Below are 17,029 nucleotides of genomic sequence, written 5' to 3' on the forward strand. Positions count from 1 at the left end.
CCTCGCTCTCGGATCCGGGGTCTCGGCCACGGCCGACGACGGGTTCGGGCGGGCGCTAGAGTGTCAGTCTACGAGCGGCCGCCGGCACCGGCGGCATCATCGCCCCCGGAAGGACCCCATGATCACGTCGGACGCCCTCTCCTCGGATGAGCGGCACTCCGTCGGCAGGCTCCTGGAGGCCGCCACTGCGCACGACGGCGTCCCGGCCCTGGACGAGGCCGCGCGGCTCGCGCTCACCGGCACCGGCGCCCGTCACCTGCTGATCCCCGCGGCGCCCGGCAGCGGGGAGGCCACCGCGCAGGGCTACGCCTCGATCCTCCCCGACGGGACCGTGCAGGGAATGGTGCACCCCGAGGCCCGCAGGCAGGGCCACGGCACCGCACTGCTGCAGGCCGTGCTGGCCAAGCGCCCCGACGCAGGGGTATGGGCGCACGGTGCACTGGAGCCCGCGCTCGCGTTCCTCGAGGGCCGAGGACTGCGTGCGACCAGGCGCCTGCTCACCCTGAGCCGGGACCTGGGCCCCTCCGCACCGCTCCCGGCCGTGCCCGCGGCGCGTATCGACGGTCTGCAGCTGGACACCTTCGTGGCCGAGAGGGACGCCGAGGCCTGGGTGGAGCTGAACGCGCAGGCCTTCGCCGAGCACCCGGAGCAGGGCGCTCTCACCCGCGAGGACCTCGACCGGCGCATCGCCGAGCCCTGGTTCGATCCCGAGGACCTGCTGCTGGCCCGCCATGGGGGCGAGCTGCTGGGATTCGTCTGGATCAAGCGCGAGCCCGCGGATGCAGGCGGCGAGCGGTCAGGCACGGCGGGCTGCTCCGGCGTCGCCGAGCTGTACGTCGTGGGCACCGCCCCCCGGGCACAGGGTCGCGGCGTGGCCGGCCACCTCATCGGCACCGCCCTGCACCGCCTCAGCGCCGACGGCACGGCGCTCGTGGAGCTCTACGTCGAGGCCGACAACACCGCCGCCCTGGAGCTGTATCGCCACTGGGGCTTCAGCGTGGCGGGCAGGGACGTCCAGATGCGCCTGCCGGAAGCGGGCTGAGAGGTGCGCGTCGCTCCCGGGACCCCGCCACCCGTGCTCGCCGCCGGCGTGCTGGCATGGCGTGAGAAGTCCTCCCGCATCGAAGTGCTGCTGGTGCACCGCCCCCGCTACGACGACTGGTCGGTGCCCAAGGGCAAGCTCGACAAGGGGGAGACCTTCCCCGCCGCTGCCGTGCGCGAGGTGGCCGAGGAGACCGGGTACCGGGTGAGGCTGCACCGGCCGCTGCCCGCCTCCGTGTATCTGCTGCCGGACGGCCGCACCAAGATCGTGCAGTACTGGATCGGCACGGTGCGTGCGAAGGACGCGCCGGGGCCGGAGGACCCCACCGAGGTGGACGAGGTGCGCTGGGTGGGGCTCGACGAGGCCGAGCGGATGCTCACCCGTCATGGGGACCAGGTGCTCGTGACGACGCTGCGCCGCTTCCTTGAGGACGAGACGCTGGAGACCGTCCCCATCGTCCTGCAGCGGCACGGCGCCGCCATGCCGCGTGCGAAGTGGCGCAAGGGTGAGAAGTCGCGCCCCCTGAACTCGAAGGGGAAGAAGCAGGCGCAAGCCCTTCCCGGACTGATCGACGCCTTCGATCCCACCCGGGTGCTGAGCAGCCCCTGGAAGCGGTGCCTGGCCACCGTGGAGCCCTTCGCCCGTATCGAGGGCCTCACCATCAGGACCAAGGACGAGCTCACCGAGGCCGGGGCGGAGGAGCACCCCTCCCGCACCGCCGCGGTGATCGAGCGGGTGCTGCACGAGGGGCGCGGCACCGTGGTGTGCACCCATCGACCGGTGCTGCCCACCCTGATCGGTGCCGTGAAGAAGTCCGCCGATCGCGGCGCCGAGATGGAGCTGCCCAGGGAGGATCCCTTCCTGGCGGCCGGAGAGGCCCTGGTGCTGCACACCACCGCAGCGGGAAGGGTGGTCGCCGTCGAGCGGCATCTGCCCAACATCGCCTGAGCATCGGTACGATCCTTGGGAGCCGCCCCCGCACAGACCGGGTGCGGCAGGGGCGGGCGTCGTGCATCGTCCCTGACGACCACACAGCACCAGCAGGGGAGAGCCATGACGCAGGGTGGGGGATACCAGTACCCGGAATTCGGATCATCGAGCAGCGAGGCGGACCGGCACGGCCAGGGATCCCAGCACAGCGATGACCCGTACGCGATCAGCGAGGACCACGGGTACAGCGATCCGTACGCCTCGTCCTCATCGGCCTCCTCGGCACCCGGCTACCAGCCGTCCCCCTCGCCGGCCTACCAGTCCTCGTTCCAGCAGGGCCCCGGCTACGGCCAGCCCGCGTACGCCCCCGGCCCGCCGTCCTCCTCGCACGCGGTCGTGGGGATGGTGCTGGGCATCGTCTCGATCGCCCTCTGCGCGGGCGTCACTGCGCCCATCGGGCTGATCTTCTCGATCCTCGGGATGCGGGAGACCAGCCCGACCGCGACCGAGCCCAAGGGCGGGCGGGGCCTGGCGATCGCGGGCCTTGTCACCTCGATCCTGGGGTGCCTCGTGCTGCTGTTCGTGGTGGCCTACGTCGTGCTGGTCATCGGGGTCGGGATCGCCGCCAGCACCAGCTGAACGGCTCGGCCCGCCACGGAGCCCGGTTGCACGCGTCCAGGAGATTGTGACCGGTTCGTATCCTGCTTCCTGCCTGCGGTTTCGGTCACAAAAGGGGCGAGTTCACCCGTTGTTCACACGCGAGGGGGGAGGGCGTCATCTGCGCTCCCTAGCGTCCACTGCGACACACGTCGAAGCAGCTTCTTCCATGCAGGGCCTCGGGCCCCGAAAGGACTCACAGTGAACGTTCGCAAGAACAAGCTCGTCGCACTGGCAGCGCTCGGTCTGACCGGTGGGCTGGCCCTGTCCGCCTGTGGCGGCGGCGACACCGGCAACGGTGGCGACGGCGGCAATGCGGGTGGCAACGGCGGCTCCAACGGCTCCGACGCCGGTGGCCAGGAGGGTGGCGCCGGCTACGCCGAGCTGACCGGCAGCATCGCTGGCTCCGGCGCCTCGTCCATGCAGAACGCGCAGACCGCGTGGACCGAGTCCTTCATGGGCCTGGTCCAGGCCGAGGGCGGCGACGTCACCGTCACCTATGACGCCACCGGCTCCGGCACGGGCCGCGAGCAGTTCCTCAACAGCGAGGTCAAGTTCGCAGGCACCGACTCCCCGCTGGACGAGGAGGAGCTGGCCGCGTCCACCGAGGTGTGCAACGGCGAGCAGGCCTTCAACCTCCCCGTGTACATCTCCCCGATCGCCGTGGTGTACAACCTCGAGGGCGTCGACGAGCTGAACCTGACCCCCGAGGTGATCGGCGGGATCTTCGCCGGCGACATCACCAAGTGGAACGACGAGAAGATCGTCGAGCACAACCCGGATGCGAACCTGCCCGACAAGGACATCGTGCCCGTGCACCGCTCCGACGACTCCGGCACCACCGAGAACTTCACCGAGTACCTCTCGGAGAACGCTCCCGATGCCTGGACCCACGGCCCCGTCGAGACCTGGCCCATCGACGGTGGCCAGTCCGGTGACGGCACCTCCGGTCTGATCTCCACCGTCGAGGGCGGCGACGGCACCATCGGCTACGCCGACGCCTCCCAGGCCGGCAACCTCGGCATCGCCAAGATCCAGGTGGGCGAGGAGTTCGTGGAGTACTCCGCGGAGGCCGCAGCCAAGGCCGTCGACGTCTCCCCGCGCGCCGAGGGCCGCGAGGAGAACGACATCGTGGTCGAGCTGGACCGCACCACCACCGAGCAGGGCGTGTACCCGATCGTGCTCATCTCCTACCTCGCGCTGTGCGGCTCCTACGCCGATGCCGGCGAGGGAGAGGCCGTGAAGGCCTACGCCTCCTACATCATCTCCGAGGACGGCCAGCAGGTCGGTGCCGACAACGCCGGCTCCGCCCCGCTGTCGGATGAGCTCTCCTCCGAGGCCCAGGCCGCCATCGACGGCATCCAGGTCGGCTGATCCAGCCCGAGACACCCTGTGCCGCCGGGCCCTACCATGGCCCGGCGGCACGGATGTGTCCCCCTCCCCTCCATGATTTCCGAGGAAGGTCACTGTGAGCACCACTGACGTCACGCCCGAAGCTGCGGAAGCGCCCACCGGCTCCATGAAGCGCAGCGGTCGTCGGTTCGGCGACAGCGTGTTCTCCAATCTCTCCATCGGCTCCGGCCTGCTGATCTTCCTCACCCTGGCCGCCGTGGCGATCTTCCTGACCCTCGAGGCGTGGCCCGCCATCCGGGCCAGCCAGGAGTTCGAGGGGACCGCCGAGTTCTCCCTGATCGAGTACACGGCGCCGTACGTGTTCGGCACCGTGCTGGCCGCTGTGATCGCGCTGATCATGGCGATCCCGATCTCGATGCTGATCGCGCTGTTCATCTCCCACTACGCGCCGCGCAAGATGGCCCAGGGCCTGGGCTACATGATCGACCTGCTGGCGGCCGTGCCCTCGGTGGTCTACGGCCTGTGGGGCGGCATCTGGCTGGTGCCCAGGCTCGAGCCGCTGTACATGTTCCTCAACAGCACCTTCGGCACCTGGCCGCGCTGGCCGGGTTTCCTGCCGTGGGTGGGCGGGGAACCGGTCGTCGCCCTGTTCGCCGGCGATCCCACCGCCCCCATGCGCAACCTGGCCTCGGCATCCGTGGTGCTCGCCGTCATGGTGCTGCCGATCATCACCGCGATTGCCCGCGAGGTGTTCCTGCAGACCCCCCGCCTGACCGAGGAGGCCGCCCTGGCCCTCGGTGCCACCAAGTGGGAGGTCATCAAGACGGTCGTGCTTCCCTTCGGGCGCAGCGGCGTGGTCGCCGCCTCCATGCTGGGCCTGGGCCGCGCGCTCGGCGAGACCATGGCGGTGCTGATGATCCTGGCCCCCGGCGCCACGTTCTCCTGGCACATCCTCGAGGTGGGACGGCACCAGTCGATCGCCGCCAACATCGCCTCGCGCCAGGCCGAGGCCTCCGGGGTCGACATGTCCCTGCTGATCTTCACGGGCCTGGTGCTGTTCGTCCTGACGTTCATCATCAACGCCATCGCCCGTGCCATCGTCGCCCGCAGCGGCCCGAAGAGCTGAGGTCACCATGAGCACCGCCATCGACAACGAGACCCCGACGATGATGCGCTCCAGCGGGGAGCGCCGCCTGCCGTGGTACCACCTGGTCTTCACCGGTCTGGTCGGCGCGGCCATCGCAGCCGTTCTCCTGCTGGCGCTGGACGCCTTCTCGATCGCCTCGATGCTGATCCTGGGATTCATCCTGCACCTGGTGATGGGCTACCTGTACTCGCTGGTGCGCGAGGGCCGCCGCTGGGCGATGGACCGCCTGATGATGCTGATCGTCATCGGCGCGTTCGCACTGGCGATGTTCCCCCTGGTCTCGCTGCTGTGGGAGGTGATCTCCCGCGGTGGTGCCCGCGTCATCGCAGCCTCACCCACGCCCTTCGCCTTCTGGACCAACGACATGTCCGGCATCATCGGCGGCGCGGACGCGGGTGGCGTGCTGCACGCGACCATCGGCACACTGCTGATCACGCTGTGGGCCTCGGTCATCTCCATCCCGATCGGCCTGTTCACCGCGATCTTCCTGGTGGAGTACGCCGATCAGGGCTGGCGCCGGGTGCTGGGCAAGGGCGTCACCTTCCTGGTGGACGTGATGACCGGCATCCCCTCGATCGTGGCAGGCCTGTTCGGCCTGTCGTTGTTCTTGGCGTTCCTTCCGGACGGCCAGCAGGGCGTGCGCATGGGCATCATGGGTTCGGTGGCCCTGTCGCTGCTGATGATCCCCACCGTGGTGCGCTCCAGCGAGGAGATGCTGCGCCTGGTGTCGATGGACCTGCGCGAGGCCGCGTATGCCCTGGGCGTGCCGAAGTGGCTGACCATCGTGCGCGTGGTGCTGCGCACCGCAGTGGCCGGTCTGGCCACCGGCATCACCCTGGCGATCGCCCGCGTGATCGGCGAGACCGCGCCCCTGCTGCTGACGGTGGGCATGGTGACCTCCATCAACTGGAGCATGTTCGACGGTCGCATGGCCACGCTGCCCACGTACATCAACCAGCAGTACCGCAACGGCAGCGCCAACTGCATGAATGACACCGTCACCAACCCGGTCAACCAGGAGGTGTACGCATGCTCGGTCACCACGAACATCGACCGTGCCTGGGCGGCGGCCCTCACCCTGATCATCATCGTGATGGTGCTGAACATCATCGCGCGTCTGGTCAGCCACTACTTCTCTCCGAAGATCAGCCGCTGAGCTGACGCCCTCCAGCGAAAGGAACTGCGATGGCCGCACCTCTGCCCATCACCGTCGAGGACCTCAACATCTACTACGGCGACTTCCTGGCCGTGGAGGACGTCAACGTCCAGATCATGCCGCGCTCGGTGACTGCCCTGATCGGCCCCTCGGGCTGCGGCAAGTCCACCTTCCTGCGCACCCTGAACCGCATGCACGAGGTGATCCCCGGTGCATACGCCAAGGGCCGGGTGCAGATCGACGGTGAGAACATCTACGACCCCCGCGTGGACCCGGTGAACGTGCGCCGGCGCGTGGGCATGGTGTTCCAGAAGGCGAACCCGTTCCCGACCATGTCGATCCGGGACAACGTGCTGGCCGGAGTGAAGCTCAACAGCCGTCGCCTCGCGAAGAAGGACGCCGACGAACTGCTGGAGAGCTCACTGCGCGGCGCGAACCTGTGGGAGGAGGTCAAGGACCGTCTGGACAAGCCGGGCCTGGGCCTGTCCGGCGGTCAGCAGCAGCGTCTGTGCATCGCCCGCACCATCGCGGTCAAGCCCGAGGTGGTGCTGATGGACGAGCCGTGCTCGGCCCTCGATCCGATCTCCACCCTCGCTATCGAGGATCTCATCCACGAGATGAAGCAGGACTACACGATCGTGATCGTCACCCACAACATGCAGCAGGCCTCCCGCGTCTCGGACCGCACCGGCTTCTTCAACATCGCCGGCACCGGCAAGCCGGGCCACCTGATCGAGATCGATGACACCGAGAAGATGTTCACCAACCCGGCGCACAAGCAGACCGAGGACTACATCTCCGGTCGCTTCGGCTGATCGACGTACTGCGAGGGACGAGCGGTAGGAGATCAGCCAGACGGACAGGGCCTGTTCGAGGTACTGCGAGGGACGAGCGGTAGGAGATCAGCCAGACGAACTGGGTCTGATCGACGTACTGCGAGGGACGAGCGGTAGGAGATCAGCCAGACGAACGGGGCCTGTTCGAGGTACTGCGAGGGACGAGCGGTAGGAGATCAGGCAGACGGACAGGGCCTGACACCCGGATGGTTCGTTCAGCGGTCCGACGACGGCCTGCGACCACGGTCTGACATCGGCCCCGGGAAATGGCTCCCGGGGCCGACGCGTGCCTGGGGGGACCCCAGCCAGGCTGGGTTCCATGAACACAGCATCACTGACCGCCTTTCCTTCTGGGTCCACCGGTCCCACGCCCGCAGCCACCTCCGCAGCCGTGCACCACGGCACCCCCGCTCCGCTCGCCGATCCGCGCCCGGTTCCCGTGCTCAGTGCTCGTGGCCTGGTCAAGAGCTACGGCGAGGGTGGCGCCGGCACCGTCGCCCTGGACGGCGTGGACCTCGACATCGCCCGTGCCGACTCGATCGCGGTGATGGGACCCTCCGGCTGCGGCAAGACCACGCTGCTGCACACCCTCGCCGGGATCCTCCGCCCCACCTCCGGCACCGTCCTGCACGACGGCACCGACCTGGCCTCCCTGAGCGATCGCCGCCGTACGCGCCTGCGCCGCAGCGCCTTCGGCTTCGTGTTCCAGGACGGGCAGCTGCTGCCCGAGCTCACCGCCACCGAGAACGTGATGCTCCCGCGCATGCTGGGCGGCATCCACCGCGGTGCCGCTGCCACCGAGGCCCGCAGCTGGCTGGACCGCCTGGGCCTGCAGGGCATGCACGACCGCAGGCCGGGCCAGCTCTCCGGTGGTCAGGCCCAGCGCGTGGCGATCGCCCGGGCTCTGGCCGGCCGCCCCTCGGTGGTGTTCGCCGACGAGCCCACCGGTGCCCTGGACCAGACCACCGGAAAGGCCGTGCTGCGGGTGCTGGTGCAGGCCTGCCACGACACCGGGGCGAGCCTGGTGATGGTCACCCACGACGCCTCGGTGGCCACGGCCTGCCTCCGCACCGTCGCCATGCGTGACGGTCGCATCGAGCGCGAGTTCCACCGCCCGACCGACGGGATCGGAGGTGTGCGATGACCGCCCTGGTCTCCGCAGCGCCCTTGCTGCTGCGCCGTCGCGGCGCCCTCGCCGACGCCCTGCCGGTGATCGCCTTCACCGCGGCCACCGCCATCATCGCCACCGTGATCGGGGGCGCCGCGGCCTTCGCCCGCCGCATCCCCGCCGACACCAGTGGCCCTCTCACCGGTGAAGCCGAACTGATGCCGCTGCTGATGCTGTGCGCCGTGTTCGCCTCCGTCCTGCTGGTGCCCAGCGCCATCGCTCTGGGCGGATCCGCCGCCCGGCTCTCCCTGGCCCGGCGCGAGCGCGACCTCGCCGCCATGCGCCTGGTCGGAGGCACCACCGCCCAGGTAGGGGGCATCGCCGTCCTCGACGTGGCCGCCCAGGCCCTGCTGGGTGCCGCGGCCGGTGTGGTGCTGCACATGCTGGTGGCACCTCCGCTGACCGCGCTGGACTTCGGGATCACCCCCTTCACCGTGGGGGAGCTGCTGTTGCCCTGGTGGGCCTATCCGCTGCTGATCGCCGGTGTGGTGCTGCTGGCGGCTGCCTCGGGCGCGGTGTCCCTGGCCGGGGTGGTGCTGAGCCCCCTGGGGGTGGCTCGTGAGTCCCGCACGGTGCGGATGTCCGTGCTGCGCCTGCTGATCTGGGCGGTGGTGATCGTCGGCTTCGTGGCCTTCATGCAGATCATGCCGATGATGGACGCCGACGGCTCGGCGCTCGGCATGCTGATCGCCATCGGCTTCGTGGCCCTCATCGTGGCCGGCATGAACGTCGTCGGTCCGTTCCTGGTGTGGATCGTCGCCCGGATCACGGCGGCCCTCGCCCCCACCCCGGCCCTGCTGGTGGGCGCGCGCCGTCTGGCCGCAGACCCCCGCGCCGGGTGGAGGGCAGTCTCCGGGATCACCTTCGCGATGGTCATCGCCGGGTTCCTCACCATCATCGCCACCATCGAGCCCTCCACGCCCGGGGACCAGATGCTGGCCACCGCCCTGCACACCGGCGGTCTGCTGACCCTCGGGATCGCTGCCGTGCTCGCTGCGGGCACCACGGGGGTGGCGCACACCGCCCGGGTGATCGACCACGCCCCGCGGATCCGGGCCCAGCACATCGCCGGTGCCGAGGTGCCCCAGCTGCACCGCGCCCGCCTCGCGGAGATCACACTGCCGGTGCTGCTGAGCTCCGTGGTGGCCACCTTCACTGCCGGCCTGGTGCTGCTGACCGTGTTCGGCGGGGGAGCGGCCGATGTGCGCACCGCAGGGCTGTACTTCCTCGGGGTGATCGGGGCCTACGCCATGGTGATCGCCGCCGTGGTGGTCTCGGCGCCCGTGGTGCGGCGAGCGGCACTGCGCGCCGCCTGACACCGGGGCCCATGCCATGACCGCGTCGATGCGGGACCCGGGGCCACGACCGCGGCATCCTGCACCGTGCCAGGAGGGTCTCATGGCTGGTGGGTGCGGCGCGTAGGGTGGACGACATGGAAATCGAGACCGTCGCCCCGACCGAGGTGCCGGAGGGCGCCCAGCTGATCGACGTGCGCGAGCAGGCCGAATGGGATGCCGGGCATGCACCCGGTGCCCAGCACCTGCCGGCGAGCTCCCTGCTGGAGAAGCTCGGGGAGCTGCCCGAGGACGGCGACCTGTACATCGTGTGCCGCTCCGGCGGTCGCAGTGTCCAGGTCACCCAGTGGCTCAACGGCAACGGCTATGACGCCATCAACGTGCGCGGCGGCATGGACCAGTGGTTCGAGTCCGGCCTGCCCATGGAGTCCGATGGGGATGCAGAGCCGTACGTGCTCTGAACCTCGCGGCTCGATGAACGGCCGCGGGCCACGTGTGCTGGCAGCCGAGGCTCGCTCCGGGTTCGGCCCTCAGGTGCTGATCACGTCGCGCAGCAGCGCGTAGCCCACGAACGCCACCACGTCCAGCAGGGTGTGGGCGATGATCAGCGGCATGGTGCGGCGCGTGCGCCGGAACCACTCGGCGAACACCACCCCCATCAGCATGTTGGCCAGTCCCGGCCCGATCCCCTGGTACAGGTGGTACGCGCCGCGCAGCAGCGCCGAGGTGGCGGTGATCGCCACCGGCTGCCAGCCCATCTGCTCCAGCCGCAGCACCAGGTACCCGGCAACGATCACCTCCTCCACGAGCGCGTTCTTCAGCGCGTGGAGGATCAGCACCGGCACCGTCCACCAGTGCTGGTCCAGGGCGGCGGGGATCACCTCGAGGGTGGCCCCCAGGGCCCGGCCCAGGTAGTAGATCGCCAGGCCCGGAAGCCCGATGCAGGCCGTCAGTGCGACGCCCCACAGCGCGTCCCGCACAGGGCGCCGCGCATCCATGCCGAGCGCCTGGACGGCCCGGGTGCCGGTCACCGTCAGCAGCAGCAGGACCAGGGCCACGGGGGCAAGGGTGAAGACCACATCGGCCAGCTGGTACACCAGATCGAACCAGGGCCGCTCGGAGGCGGACCGGTTCAGCGCAGTGCTCTGCTCACTGAGCGGCCCCCGCGTGAACGCGTCGATCAGCGCCATGATCGAGTAGAACGCCGAGCGCCCCAGGGACAGCGCCAGCACCACCAAGATCTCCAGGCCCAGCAGCAGCTGGATACGGGACGGGGCAGAAGAGGAGGCGGCGGGCTGCACGGCCCCATCCTCCCACCGGCCGGCAGGAGTGACCGTGCCGCACCCACCCGTGACCGTGCCGCACCCACCCGTGACCGTGCCGCACCCACCCGTGACCGTGCAACACTCGAGGGATGACCACCGATGCTCCCTCCCAGAACCGTCCCGTCGTCCTGATCACCGGTGCCTCCCGCGGCATCGGCCGCGCCATCGCCCACGAGCTCGCCGCCGATCATCACCTGATCCTCGGCGGCCGCGACCGGGACGCGCTCGAGAGCCTGGTCTCCGAGCTCCCCTCGGCCGAGCCCTTCGTCGCGGACCTCTCCGACCCGGCCTCCCTGGCCGATGCGGTGGGCGCACTGGAGCTGCCCCATGGCCTGGACGGCGTGGTCCACTCCGCCGGGATCCTGGTCAGTGGCACCGTCGAGGAGCTCACCGCCGAGGACTGGACCCGCTCCTTCGCCCTGAACGTCACCGCGGTCGCCGAGCTCACCCGAGGGCTGCTGCCCGCCCTGCGCACCGCCCGCGGCACCGTGGTCACCATCAACTCCGGCTCCGGGTACACCTCGGGCGCGGCCGGCGGGGCCTACAGCGCCTCCAAGTTCGCGCTGCGGGCCCTCACGGACGCCCTGCGCGCCGAGGAGAAGGAGCACGGGGTGCGGGTCTCCTCCGTGCACCCCGGGCGCACCGCCACCGACATGCAGCGAGAGCTGCGCAGCTTCGAGGGCGGCGAGTACCAGGAGGAGGACTACATGCGGCCCCAGACGGTCGCCGCGACCGTGGGACTGGCCCTGCGCCTGCCGGCCGACGCCGCGATCGACTCCCTGTCCGTGCGGCCCCGCTGAGCATGCCCTCCGATTCGGACGTCGTGATCGAAGGAGTGACCATGTCAGCAATCCGTGCCGTGACCGTGATCCTCGAGGACCCCTCCGCAGCGGCGCAGGCCCTGCACCGCACCTTCGGATGGACGGTCGACAGCGACTTCGGCACCTTCGCCTCGCTCGCCCTCCCCACGGGCATCCCCCTGTGGATCAACGCCCCGGCACCAGGGGAGAGCGTCACCGGCCACCTGGTGCTGCACCTGTCGGCCGCCGATGTCGATGCCGCCTTCGGCCAGGCCGTGGAGCGCGGCGCGGTGGCCGTGCGCGAACCGCAGGACATGGACTTCGGGGAGCGGTCCGCCTGCGTCGCCGTCGATGCCGCCCCCGGCCTGGTGTTCGACTTCTCCCGGCCGATCGGCTGAGCGCACCCGCAGCCGGGTCAGCATCCGCGCAGGTCCTCGTCGCAGCCGGGCGCGCCCCGCAGCGCACGGGGAGGACTGCTCTCAGCGGTTCAGCGCCCCCGGCCCGGAGACGGTCGGGTCCCCGGCGATGCGGTACCGCCACGGGAAGCGCTCGGGATGGGAGGCCTCCTCGCGCAGCCCGATGCGCGGGCCGACGGCGAGCCGCGGATGCGGCATGAGGGGTTCCTGACCGGAGCGGCCGACGCCCGGATGCTCCTCATCGACCTGATCCCGCGGATCCGCACGGCCCGTCAGGTGGAACTCGCCGCCGCTGCACAGGTCCAGGCCGTCATCGGCGAAGGTCACGCCGCAGGCGACGGTGGCGCGGCCCGGTCCCCGCGCCAGGTCCCGCTCGCTGCGGCACACCCCGGAGGCACGTCGGCGCTCGAGGGCGATCTCCTGGCCGGCGATCACCTCACCGGCCCGGATCAGGCACCCGGTGGCGGTGCCCTCGGCGTCGGCCACGATGTTCATGCAGGAGTGCAGGCCCATGTGCCGGTACACGTACAGGTGGCCGGGCGGCCCGAACATCGTGGCGTTGCGCGCGGTGCGGCCCCGGTACGCGTGGGAGCCGGGGTCCTGCGCGCCCACGTACGCCTCCACCTCCGTGATGCGCAGCGCCACCCCGCGGCCCACGAGCACGCAGCCCAGCAGCAGCGGCGCCAACTCCAGGGCGGGCCGGTCGAAGAAGGAGCGGGGCAGCGGACGCTGGCCGGGCAGGCCCGGCGGTGTTCCGGGGCCGGCCGCGTGGGAGCCGGCTCTCTCGTAGCCAGGCGAGGTCACTTCATCAGCCGCTTCACGGCCTGCATGATCTCCTCCATCTTGCGGTCCAGCTCCGCGGCGTCACCGGACTGCGCTGCGGCGTGCACGCAGTGGTGCACGTGGTCGTCCACCAGCCCCACCGCGACGGACTGCAGGGCCTTGGTGACCGCGGAGACCTGCGTGAGCACGTCGATGCAGTAGGCATCGTCCTCCACCATGCGGTGCACGCCCCGCACCTGTCCCTCGATCAGCTTCAGCCGGCGCAGGTAGGCGGACTTGGATCCCTGGTAGCCGGGGTCACCGTGCCGGCCGTGGTCGGACTCTGGAGCATGGTTCGAGCCACCGCAGCAGCCGGCGGCACCGGGGCCTCCGACAGGAGCCACCGGACCGGACGAGCCCGCGGGCTCGACGGGAGCCACGGGCGGAATGTCGTCGTTCATCAACTGTCCTCCCCCTCGGCCTGCTCGAGGTGGTCCACCAGGCGGGCCGCGTAGCCGACGTAGGTGTGTGGGGTCAGCTCCAGCAGCCGCTCCCGCTCCGCCTCCGGCAGTCCGAGCCCCTCGATGAACTCGCGCATCGCCGCGCCGTCCACCCGCTGCCCGCGGGTGAGCTCCTTGAGCCGCTCATAGGGGCTGTCCATGCCGTCCACGCCCTGCACCCCCAGGGTGCGCATCACCGACTGCACGGCCTCGCCCAGCACCTCCCAGTTGCCCTCGAGATCGGCGGCCATGGCCTGCCCGTCGACATCCAGGCCGGCCAGCCCCCGACGGATGTTGGAGATCGCCAGCAGGGAGTGCCCGAGCGCCGGGCCGATGTTGCGCTGGGTGGTGGAGTCGGTGAGGTCACGCTGCAGACGCGAGGTGACCAGGGTCTGGGACAGAGAGTCCAGCAGCGCCCCGGAGATCTCCAGGTTCGCCTCCGCGTTCTCGAAGCGGATCGGGTTCACCTTGTGCGGCATGGTGGAGGACCCGGTGCCACCCTGGGCGGAGAGCCGTTGGCGGAAGTACCCCAGGGAGATGTAGGTCCAGATGTCGGTGGCCAGGTTGTGCAGGATCCGGCCGGCGCGGGCCACATCCGCGTACACCTCGGCCTGCCAGTCGTGGGACTCGATCTGCGTGGTCAGCGGGTTCCAGGTGAGCCCCAGGTGCTCCACGAAGCTGCGGGAGACCTGCTGCCAGTCCGTGCCCGGCACGGAGATCGCATGGGCGGCGTACGTGCCGGTGGCGCCGTTGATCTTGCCCAGGTACTCATCGGCCTCGATGCGGCGCACCTGCCGCGCCAGGCGGTGGGCGAACACCGCCATCTCCTTGCCCAGGGTGGTGGGGGTGGCGGGCTGGCCGTGGGTGCGCGAGAGCATCGGCACCTCTGCGGTCTCGCGGGCCAGGGTGGTGAGGTCATCGATCACCTCGCGCAGCGCCGGCAGCCACACCCGCTCGATCGCGCCCTTGATCATCAGCGCGTAGGAGAGGTTGTTGACGTCCTCGCTGGTGCAGAAGATGTGCACCACCTCCGCGAGCGGCTCCAGGGAGGTGCCGGCCAGGCGACGCTTGATGTAGTACTCGATCGCCTTGACGTCGTGGACCGTCTCCTTCTCGATCTCCGCATGCTCGGCGATGCCCTCGGCGCCGAAGTCCTCAGGGATGGCGCGCAGCAGCGCGATCTCGTCCTCGGTGAGTGTGCGCAGGCCGGGGATCGCGCCGGCGTCGAGCAGGTGGATCACCCACTCGGTCTCCACCACCAGGCGGGAGCGGTTCAGGGCCGCCTCGGAGAGGTGATCGACCAGGGGCGCGGCCTGTGCGCGGTAGCGCCCGTCCAGCGGGGTCAGCGCGATCGGCGGAGTGATGTCGGCGAAGGAGTGGGCCATGGGGACCATTGTCCCATCACCTCGGGCCCGGCCGGCCGGGAGGTCCGCACCCCCGAGCGACCGGGTCCAGCTCGCTGCTCAGGCCTCGCGGCGCTCGCCGTCACCCAGCCCGGTCACGGCCTCCACGATCGCCGAGAGCACGCCGATCACGATGCCGGCCAGCAGCGCCCACCAGAAGGAGTCGAACTGCAGGGTCAGCCCGAACTGGGCCGAGATCCAGCTGGTCAGCAGCAGCATCAGGGTGTTGATGACGAGTTGGAACAGGCCCAGGGTGAGGCAGGTGATCGGCAGGGCCAGAAGCGAGAGGATGGGCCGCACGATCGTGGTCACCAGGGCGAGGATCAGGGCGATCGCGCCGATGGTGAGCACCTGGGTGAGCAGCGGGGCGCTGTCGTCGCCCAGGTGCATGCCCGGCAGGATCAGCGCGGTCACCCACAGGGCGAGGGCTGTGACGATGAGTTGTCCTAGGAAGCGCATGGGACCAGTGTCCCAGGTGAGCTCGGTGGAGTGCATGTCCCGAGGCGGTCAGGCATCCCAGGGGTTGACCAGCTCGACCTCCAGATGCTGGAAGTCCCGGGTGTTCCGGGTCACCACGCGCAAGCCGTGAGCGAGGGCGGTCGCCGCGATGAAGCAGTCCCGGTCAGGGCGCGGGTCAGGCACCTGCAGTGCTGCGGCACGCCGTGCCACCAGTTCGTCGACCGCGAGCACTCGGCCGTGGAAGGACTGTCGGACAGCGCCGTCCAGCCATCTGCGCAGGGCAGCGCCCTGCAAGGGATCGCGGCGCTCGAGCCTGCGCACTCCCAGATCCAGCTCGAACATGGTGATGGCGCTCAGGAACAGTGCGGTGGGCTCCTGCTCCCGGAACCATGCCACCACGTTCGTATCAGCAGAGGGCTTCCGGATCTCACTGATGACGTTCGTGTCCAGGAGATGCATCAGAACTCCGGCACCTTCGTGTCGATCCGTGCAGGGGTGAACTCGACATCCACGTCCTCGCTCATCCTGAGCCGGTTGAGGAGATCGTCCATGCCGCCCTGCGTGAGGCGCCTGTACTCCTCGAAGGTGAGGAGGACGAACGCCGGTTCACTGCGATCGGTGATGACGACCGGCCCGTGCGCAGCGGCGCGCTTGGCGGCGCTCACGTCCTGGTTGAACTGGCGAGACGTCACAGTTGTCATAGTGCCCTCCCCGTGATGTAGTTACGTACCTACATTGTTTCGCCCGTGCCGAGCTCCCGCAAGGGGTGCGGCCCTCTGGGAACGGAGGGCCTCGGCGCATACCGTGCATGCATGAGTTCGACTGCTCGGCTGTCCACGATCGTCCGCACCCCGGACGGCCGCGCCCTGCACATATACGGCCTGCGTCGAACCGGGGCGGGTGTGACGTCGACCGGGGAGCCGACCCAGGCGGCGGCCAAGACTCATGCCGTCCCATCCGGGTCGGCCTCGCTCCGCCCCCTGGTGGTGCTGGAATCGGGACTGGGCGTGAGCGGGCGGTTCTGGGGACCCGTGCAACGGGCTCTCGCCGCATCCACGGAGGCCCTGGTCCTGGCCTACGACCGGGCCGGCCACGGGCGCAGCGATCCTGATCCGGCCCCGCGCACCCTGCAGCGCCTGGCCGATGACCTCGAGACCGTGGTCCATGTCGTCCCGCACGACCGCCTGCTGCTGGTGGGGCACTCCTGGGGCGGGCCGATCGTGCGCACCCTCGCCGCCCGCCTCGCCGCCCGAGGCGCCCCACCCGCCGGCGTGGTGCTGGTGGACCCCGCCGACGAGAACTGCGACCTCTACTTCGCCCGATCCACCCGTGCCAGCGGGGTGCTGCAGGACCTGCTGTACATGCCCCTGGCCCTCACCGGGCTGCTGCAGCCGCTGGGCCGCGCCATCCTCGAGGGTCTCCCGTCGGCCGATCGTGACGCCGCGGCCCGCGCCTCCTCCACGCTCGCCGCCGCCCGCGCCACCATCGCCGAGAACCGCATGTTCACCCGCGAGATGCGGGGCCTGCTCAGCTCGCCGCCGGATCTCGGGGAGGCACCCGTGACGATCATCTCCGGCACCTCCACCAGCCAGTTCGACGACCGGATGCGGCGACTGCTGAACGAGGCGCACCGGCTCAGCGCGCAAAGCCTCCCGCGCGGGCATGTGGTGGAGGCGGATCGCTCCGGGCACATGGTGCCGATCACCGAACCGCAGCTGGTGGTGCGCGAGATCCGCGCGCTGCTGGATGCCTGAGACGCCGTTGCTGCCATGCTACCGCC

20 protein-coding genes are annotated in these 17,029 nt (G+C 70.3%); 13 read left to right on the forward strand and 7 right to left on the reverse strand.

Annotation, left to right across the window (positions count from 1 at the left end):
* The first annotated feature begins 118 nt into the window (after positions 1 to 118).
* The 10 genes from mshD (at position 119) to IOE58_RS05005 (ending at position 10,045) form a co-directional block, all read left to right on the forward strand.
* Positions 119 to 1,042: a mycothiol synthase gene (mshD, locus tag IOE58_RS04960; RefSeq protein ID WP_193865297.1), complete on the forward strand. Its 924-nt coding sequence runs from the start codon at positions 119 to 121 to the stop codon at positions 1,040 to 1,042.
* Between the two features lie 3 nt (positions 1,043 to 1,045).
* Positions 1,046 to 1,990, forward strand: a complete 945-nt coding sequence (locus IOE58_RS14760; protein ID WP_193865298.1) for an NUDIX domain-containing protein — start codon at positions 1,046 to 1,048, stop codon at positions 1,988 to 1,990.
* Positions 1,991 to 2,095: 105 nt separating this feature from the next.
* Positions 2,096 to 2,611: a DUF4190 domain-containing protein gene (locus IOE58_RS04970; RefSeq protein WP_193865299.1), complete on the forward strand. Its 516-nt coding sequence runs from the start codon at positions 2,096 to 2,098 to the stop codon at positions 2,609 to 2,611.
* A 219-nt stretch (positions 2,612 to 2,830) separates the two neighbouring features.
* Positions 2,831 to 4,003 (forward strand): phosphate ABC transporter substrate-binding protein PstS, encoded by a 1,173-nt coding sequence (pstS, locus tag IOE58_RS04975; protein ID WP_193865300.1) that lies wholly within the window; start codon positions 2,831 to 2,833, stop codon positions 4,001 to 4,003.
* Positions 4,004 to 4,097: 94 nt separating this feature from the next.
* Positions 4,098 to 5,108, forward strand: coding sequence for a phosphate ABC transporter permease subunit PstC (gene pstC / locus IOE58_RS04980; protein ID WP_193865301.1), 1,011 nt, complete (start codon positions 4,098 to 4,100; stop codon positions 5,106 to 5,108).
* 7 nt (positions 5,109 to 5,115) lie between these two features.
* A complete protein-coding gene (pstA, locus tag IOE58_RS04985; RefSeq protein WP_193865302.1) occupies positions 5,116 to 6,285 on the forward strand; it encodes a phosphate ABC transporter permease PstA in 1,170 nt (389 codons plus the stop codon).
* Positions 6,286 to 6,314: 29 nt separating this feature from the next.
* A complete protein-coding gene (gene pstB / locus IOE58_RS04990) occupies positions 6,315 to 7,100 on the forward strand; it encodes a phosphate ABC transporter ATP-binding protein PstB (RefSeq protein ID WP_193865303.1) in 786 nt (261 codons plus the stop codon).
* A gap of 340 nt (positions 7,101 to 7,440) precedes the next feature.
* Complete coding sequence (locus IOE58_RS04995; RefSeq protein WP_193865304.1) at positions 7,441 to 8,265, forward strand: ABC transporter ATP-binding protein; 825 nt, start codon at positions 7,441 to 7,443, stop codon at positions 8,263 to 8,265.
* Positions 8,262 to 9,605 (forward strand): FtsX-like permease family protein, encoded by a 1,344-nt coding sequence (locus IOE58_RS05000; protein WP_193865305.1) that lies wholly within the window; start codon positions 8,262 to 8,264, stop codon positions 9,603 to 9,605. The genes IOE58_RS04995 and IOE58_RS05000 overlap by 4 nt, the downstream gene beginning before the upstream one ends.
* Before the next feature lie 116 nt (positions 9,606 to 9,721).
* A complete protein-coding gene (locus IOE58_RS05005; protein WP_193865306.1) occupies positions 9,722 to 10,045 on the forward strand; it encodes a rhodanese-like domain-containing protein in 324 nt (107 codons plus the stop codon).
* A gap of 69 nt (positions 10,046 to 10,114) precedes the next feature.
* Here IOE58_RS05005 and IOE58_RS05010 read toward each other — a convergent pair whose 3' ends face one another.
* Positions 10,115 to 10,885, reverse strand: a complete 771-nt coding sequence (locus IOE58_RS05010) for a CPBP family glutamic-type intramembrane protease (protein WP_193865307.1) — start codon at positions 10,883 to 10,885, stop codon at positions 10,115 to 10,117.
* A 113-nt stretch (positions 10,886 to 10,998) separates the two neighbouring features.
* Between IOE58_RS05010 and IOE58_RS05015 the strand changes: the two genes are divergently transcribed.
* The gene (locus tag IOE58_RS05015; protein WP_193865308.1) at positions 10,999 to 11,709 is read left to right on the forward strand and encodes an SDR family oxidoreductase; all 711 of its coding nucleotides are present in this window, start codon (positions 10,999 to 11,001) and stop codon (positions 11,707 to 11,709) included.
* Between the two features lie 41 nt (positions 11,710 to 11,750).
* Positions 11,751 to 12,107 (forward strand): VOC family protein, encoded by a 357-nt coding sequence (locus IOE58_RS05020; RefSeq protein ID WP_193865309.1) that lies wholly within the window; start codon positions 11,751 to 11,753, stop codon positions 12,105 to 12,107.
* Between the two features lie 81 nt (positions 12,108 to 12,188).
* Here the strand turns inward: IOE58_RS05020 and IOE58_RS05025 are convergent, their stop codons facing one another.
* The 6 genes from IOE58_RS05025 to IOE58_RS05050 form a co-directional block, all read right to left on the reverse strand.
* Entirely contained in the window at positions 12,189 to 12,929 is a 741-nt protein-coding gene (locus tag IOE58_RS05025) for a DNA-3-methyladenine glycosylase (protein WP_259890731.1), read from the reverse strand.
* Entirely contained in the window at positions 12,926 to 13,348 is a 423-nt protein-coding gene (locus IOE58_RS05030; RefSeq protein WP_193865310.1) for a metal-sensitive transcriptional regulator, read from the reverse strand. Before IOE58_RS05030 ends, IOE58_RS05025 begins: the two co-directional genes overlap by 4 nt.
* A complete protein-coding gene (gene purB / locus IOE58_RS05035) occupies positions 13,348 to 14,772 on the reverse strand; it encodes an adenylosuccinate lyase (protein WP_193865311.1) in 1,425 nt (474 codons plus the stop codon). Before purB ends, IOE58_RS05030 begins: the two co-directional genes overlap by 1 nt.
* Positions 14,773 to 14,850: 78 nt before the next feature.
* A complete protein-coding gene (locus IOE58_RS05040) occupies positions 14,851 to 15,285 on the reverse strand; it encodes a phage holin family protein (RefSeq protein WP_228018941.1) in 435 nt (144 codons plus the stop codon).
* A 12-nt stretch (positions 15,286 to 15,297) separates the two neighbouring features.
* Positions 15,298 to 15,708 (reverse strand): type II toxin-antitoxin system VapC family toxin, encoded by a 411-nt coding sequence (locus tag IOE58_RS05045; protein ID WP_193865312.1) that lies wholly within the window; start codon positions 15,706 to 15,708, stop codon positions 15,298 to 15,300.
* A complete protein-coding gene (locus IOE58_RS05050; RefSeq protein ID WP_193865313.1) occupies positions 15,708 to 15,950 on the reverse strand; it encodes a type II toxin-antitoxin system Phd/YefM family antitoxin in 243 nt (80 codons plus the stop codon). The genes IOE58_RS05045 and IOE58_RS05050 overlap by 1 nt, the downstream gene beginning before the upstream one ends.
* 111 nt (positions 15,951 to 16,061) lie before the next feature.
* Here IOE58_RS05050 and IOE58_RS05055 point away from each other — a divergent pair, with 111 nt between their 5' ends.
* Positions 16,062 to 17,003, forward strand: a complete 942-nt coding sequence (locus IOE58_RS05055; RefSeq protein WP_193865314.1) for an alpha/beta fold hydrolase — start codon at positions 16,062 to 16,064, stop codon at positions 17,001 to 17,003.
* Positions 17,004 to 17,029 lie beyond the last annotated feature (26 nt).

Origin of the sequence: Brachybacterium epidermidis, assembly GCF_015209585.1 — a bacterium.
Taxonomy (GTDB): domain Bacteria; phylum Actinomycetota; class Actinomycetes; order Actinomycetales; family Dermabacteraceae; genus Brachybacterium; species Brachybacterium epidermidis.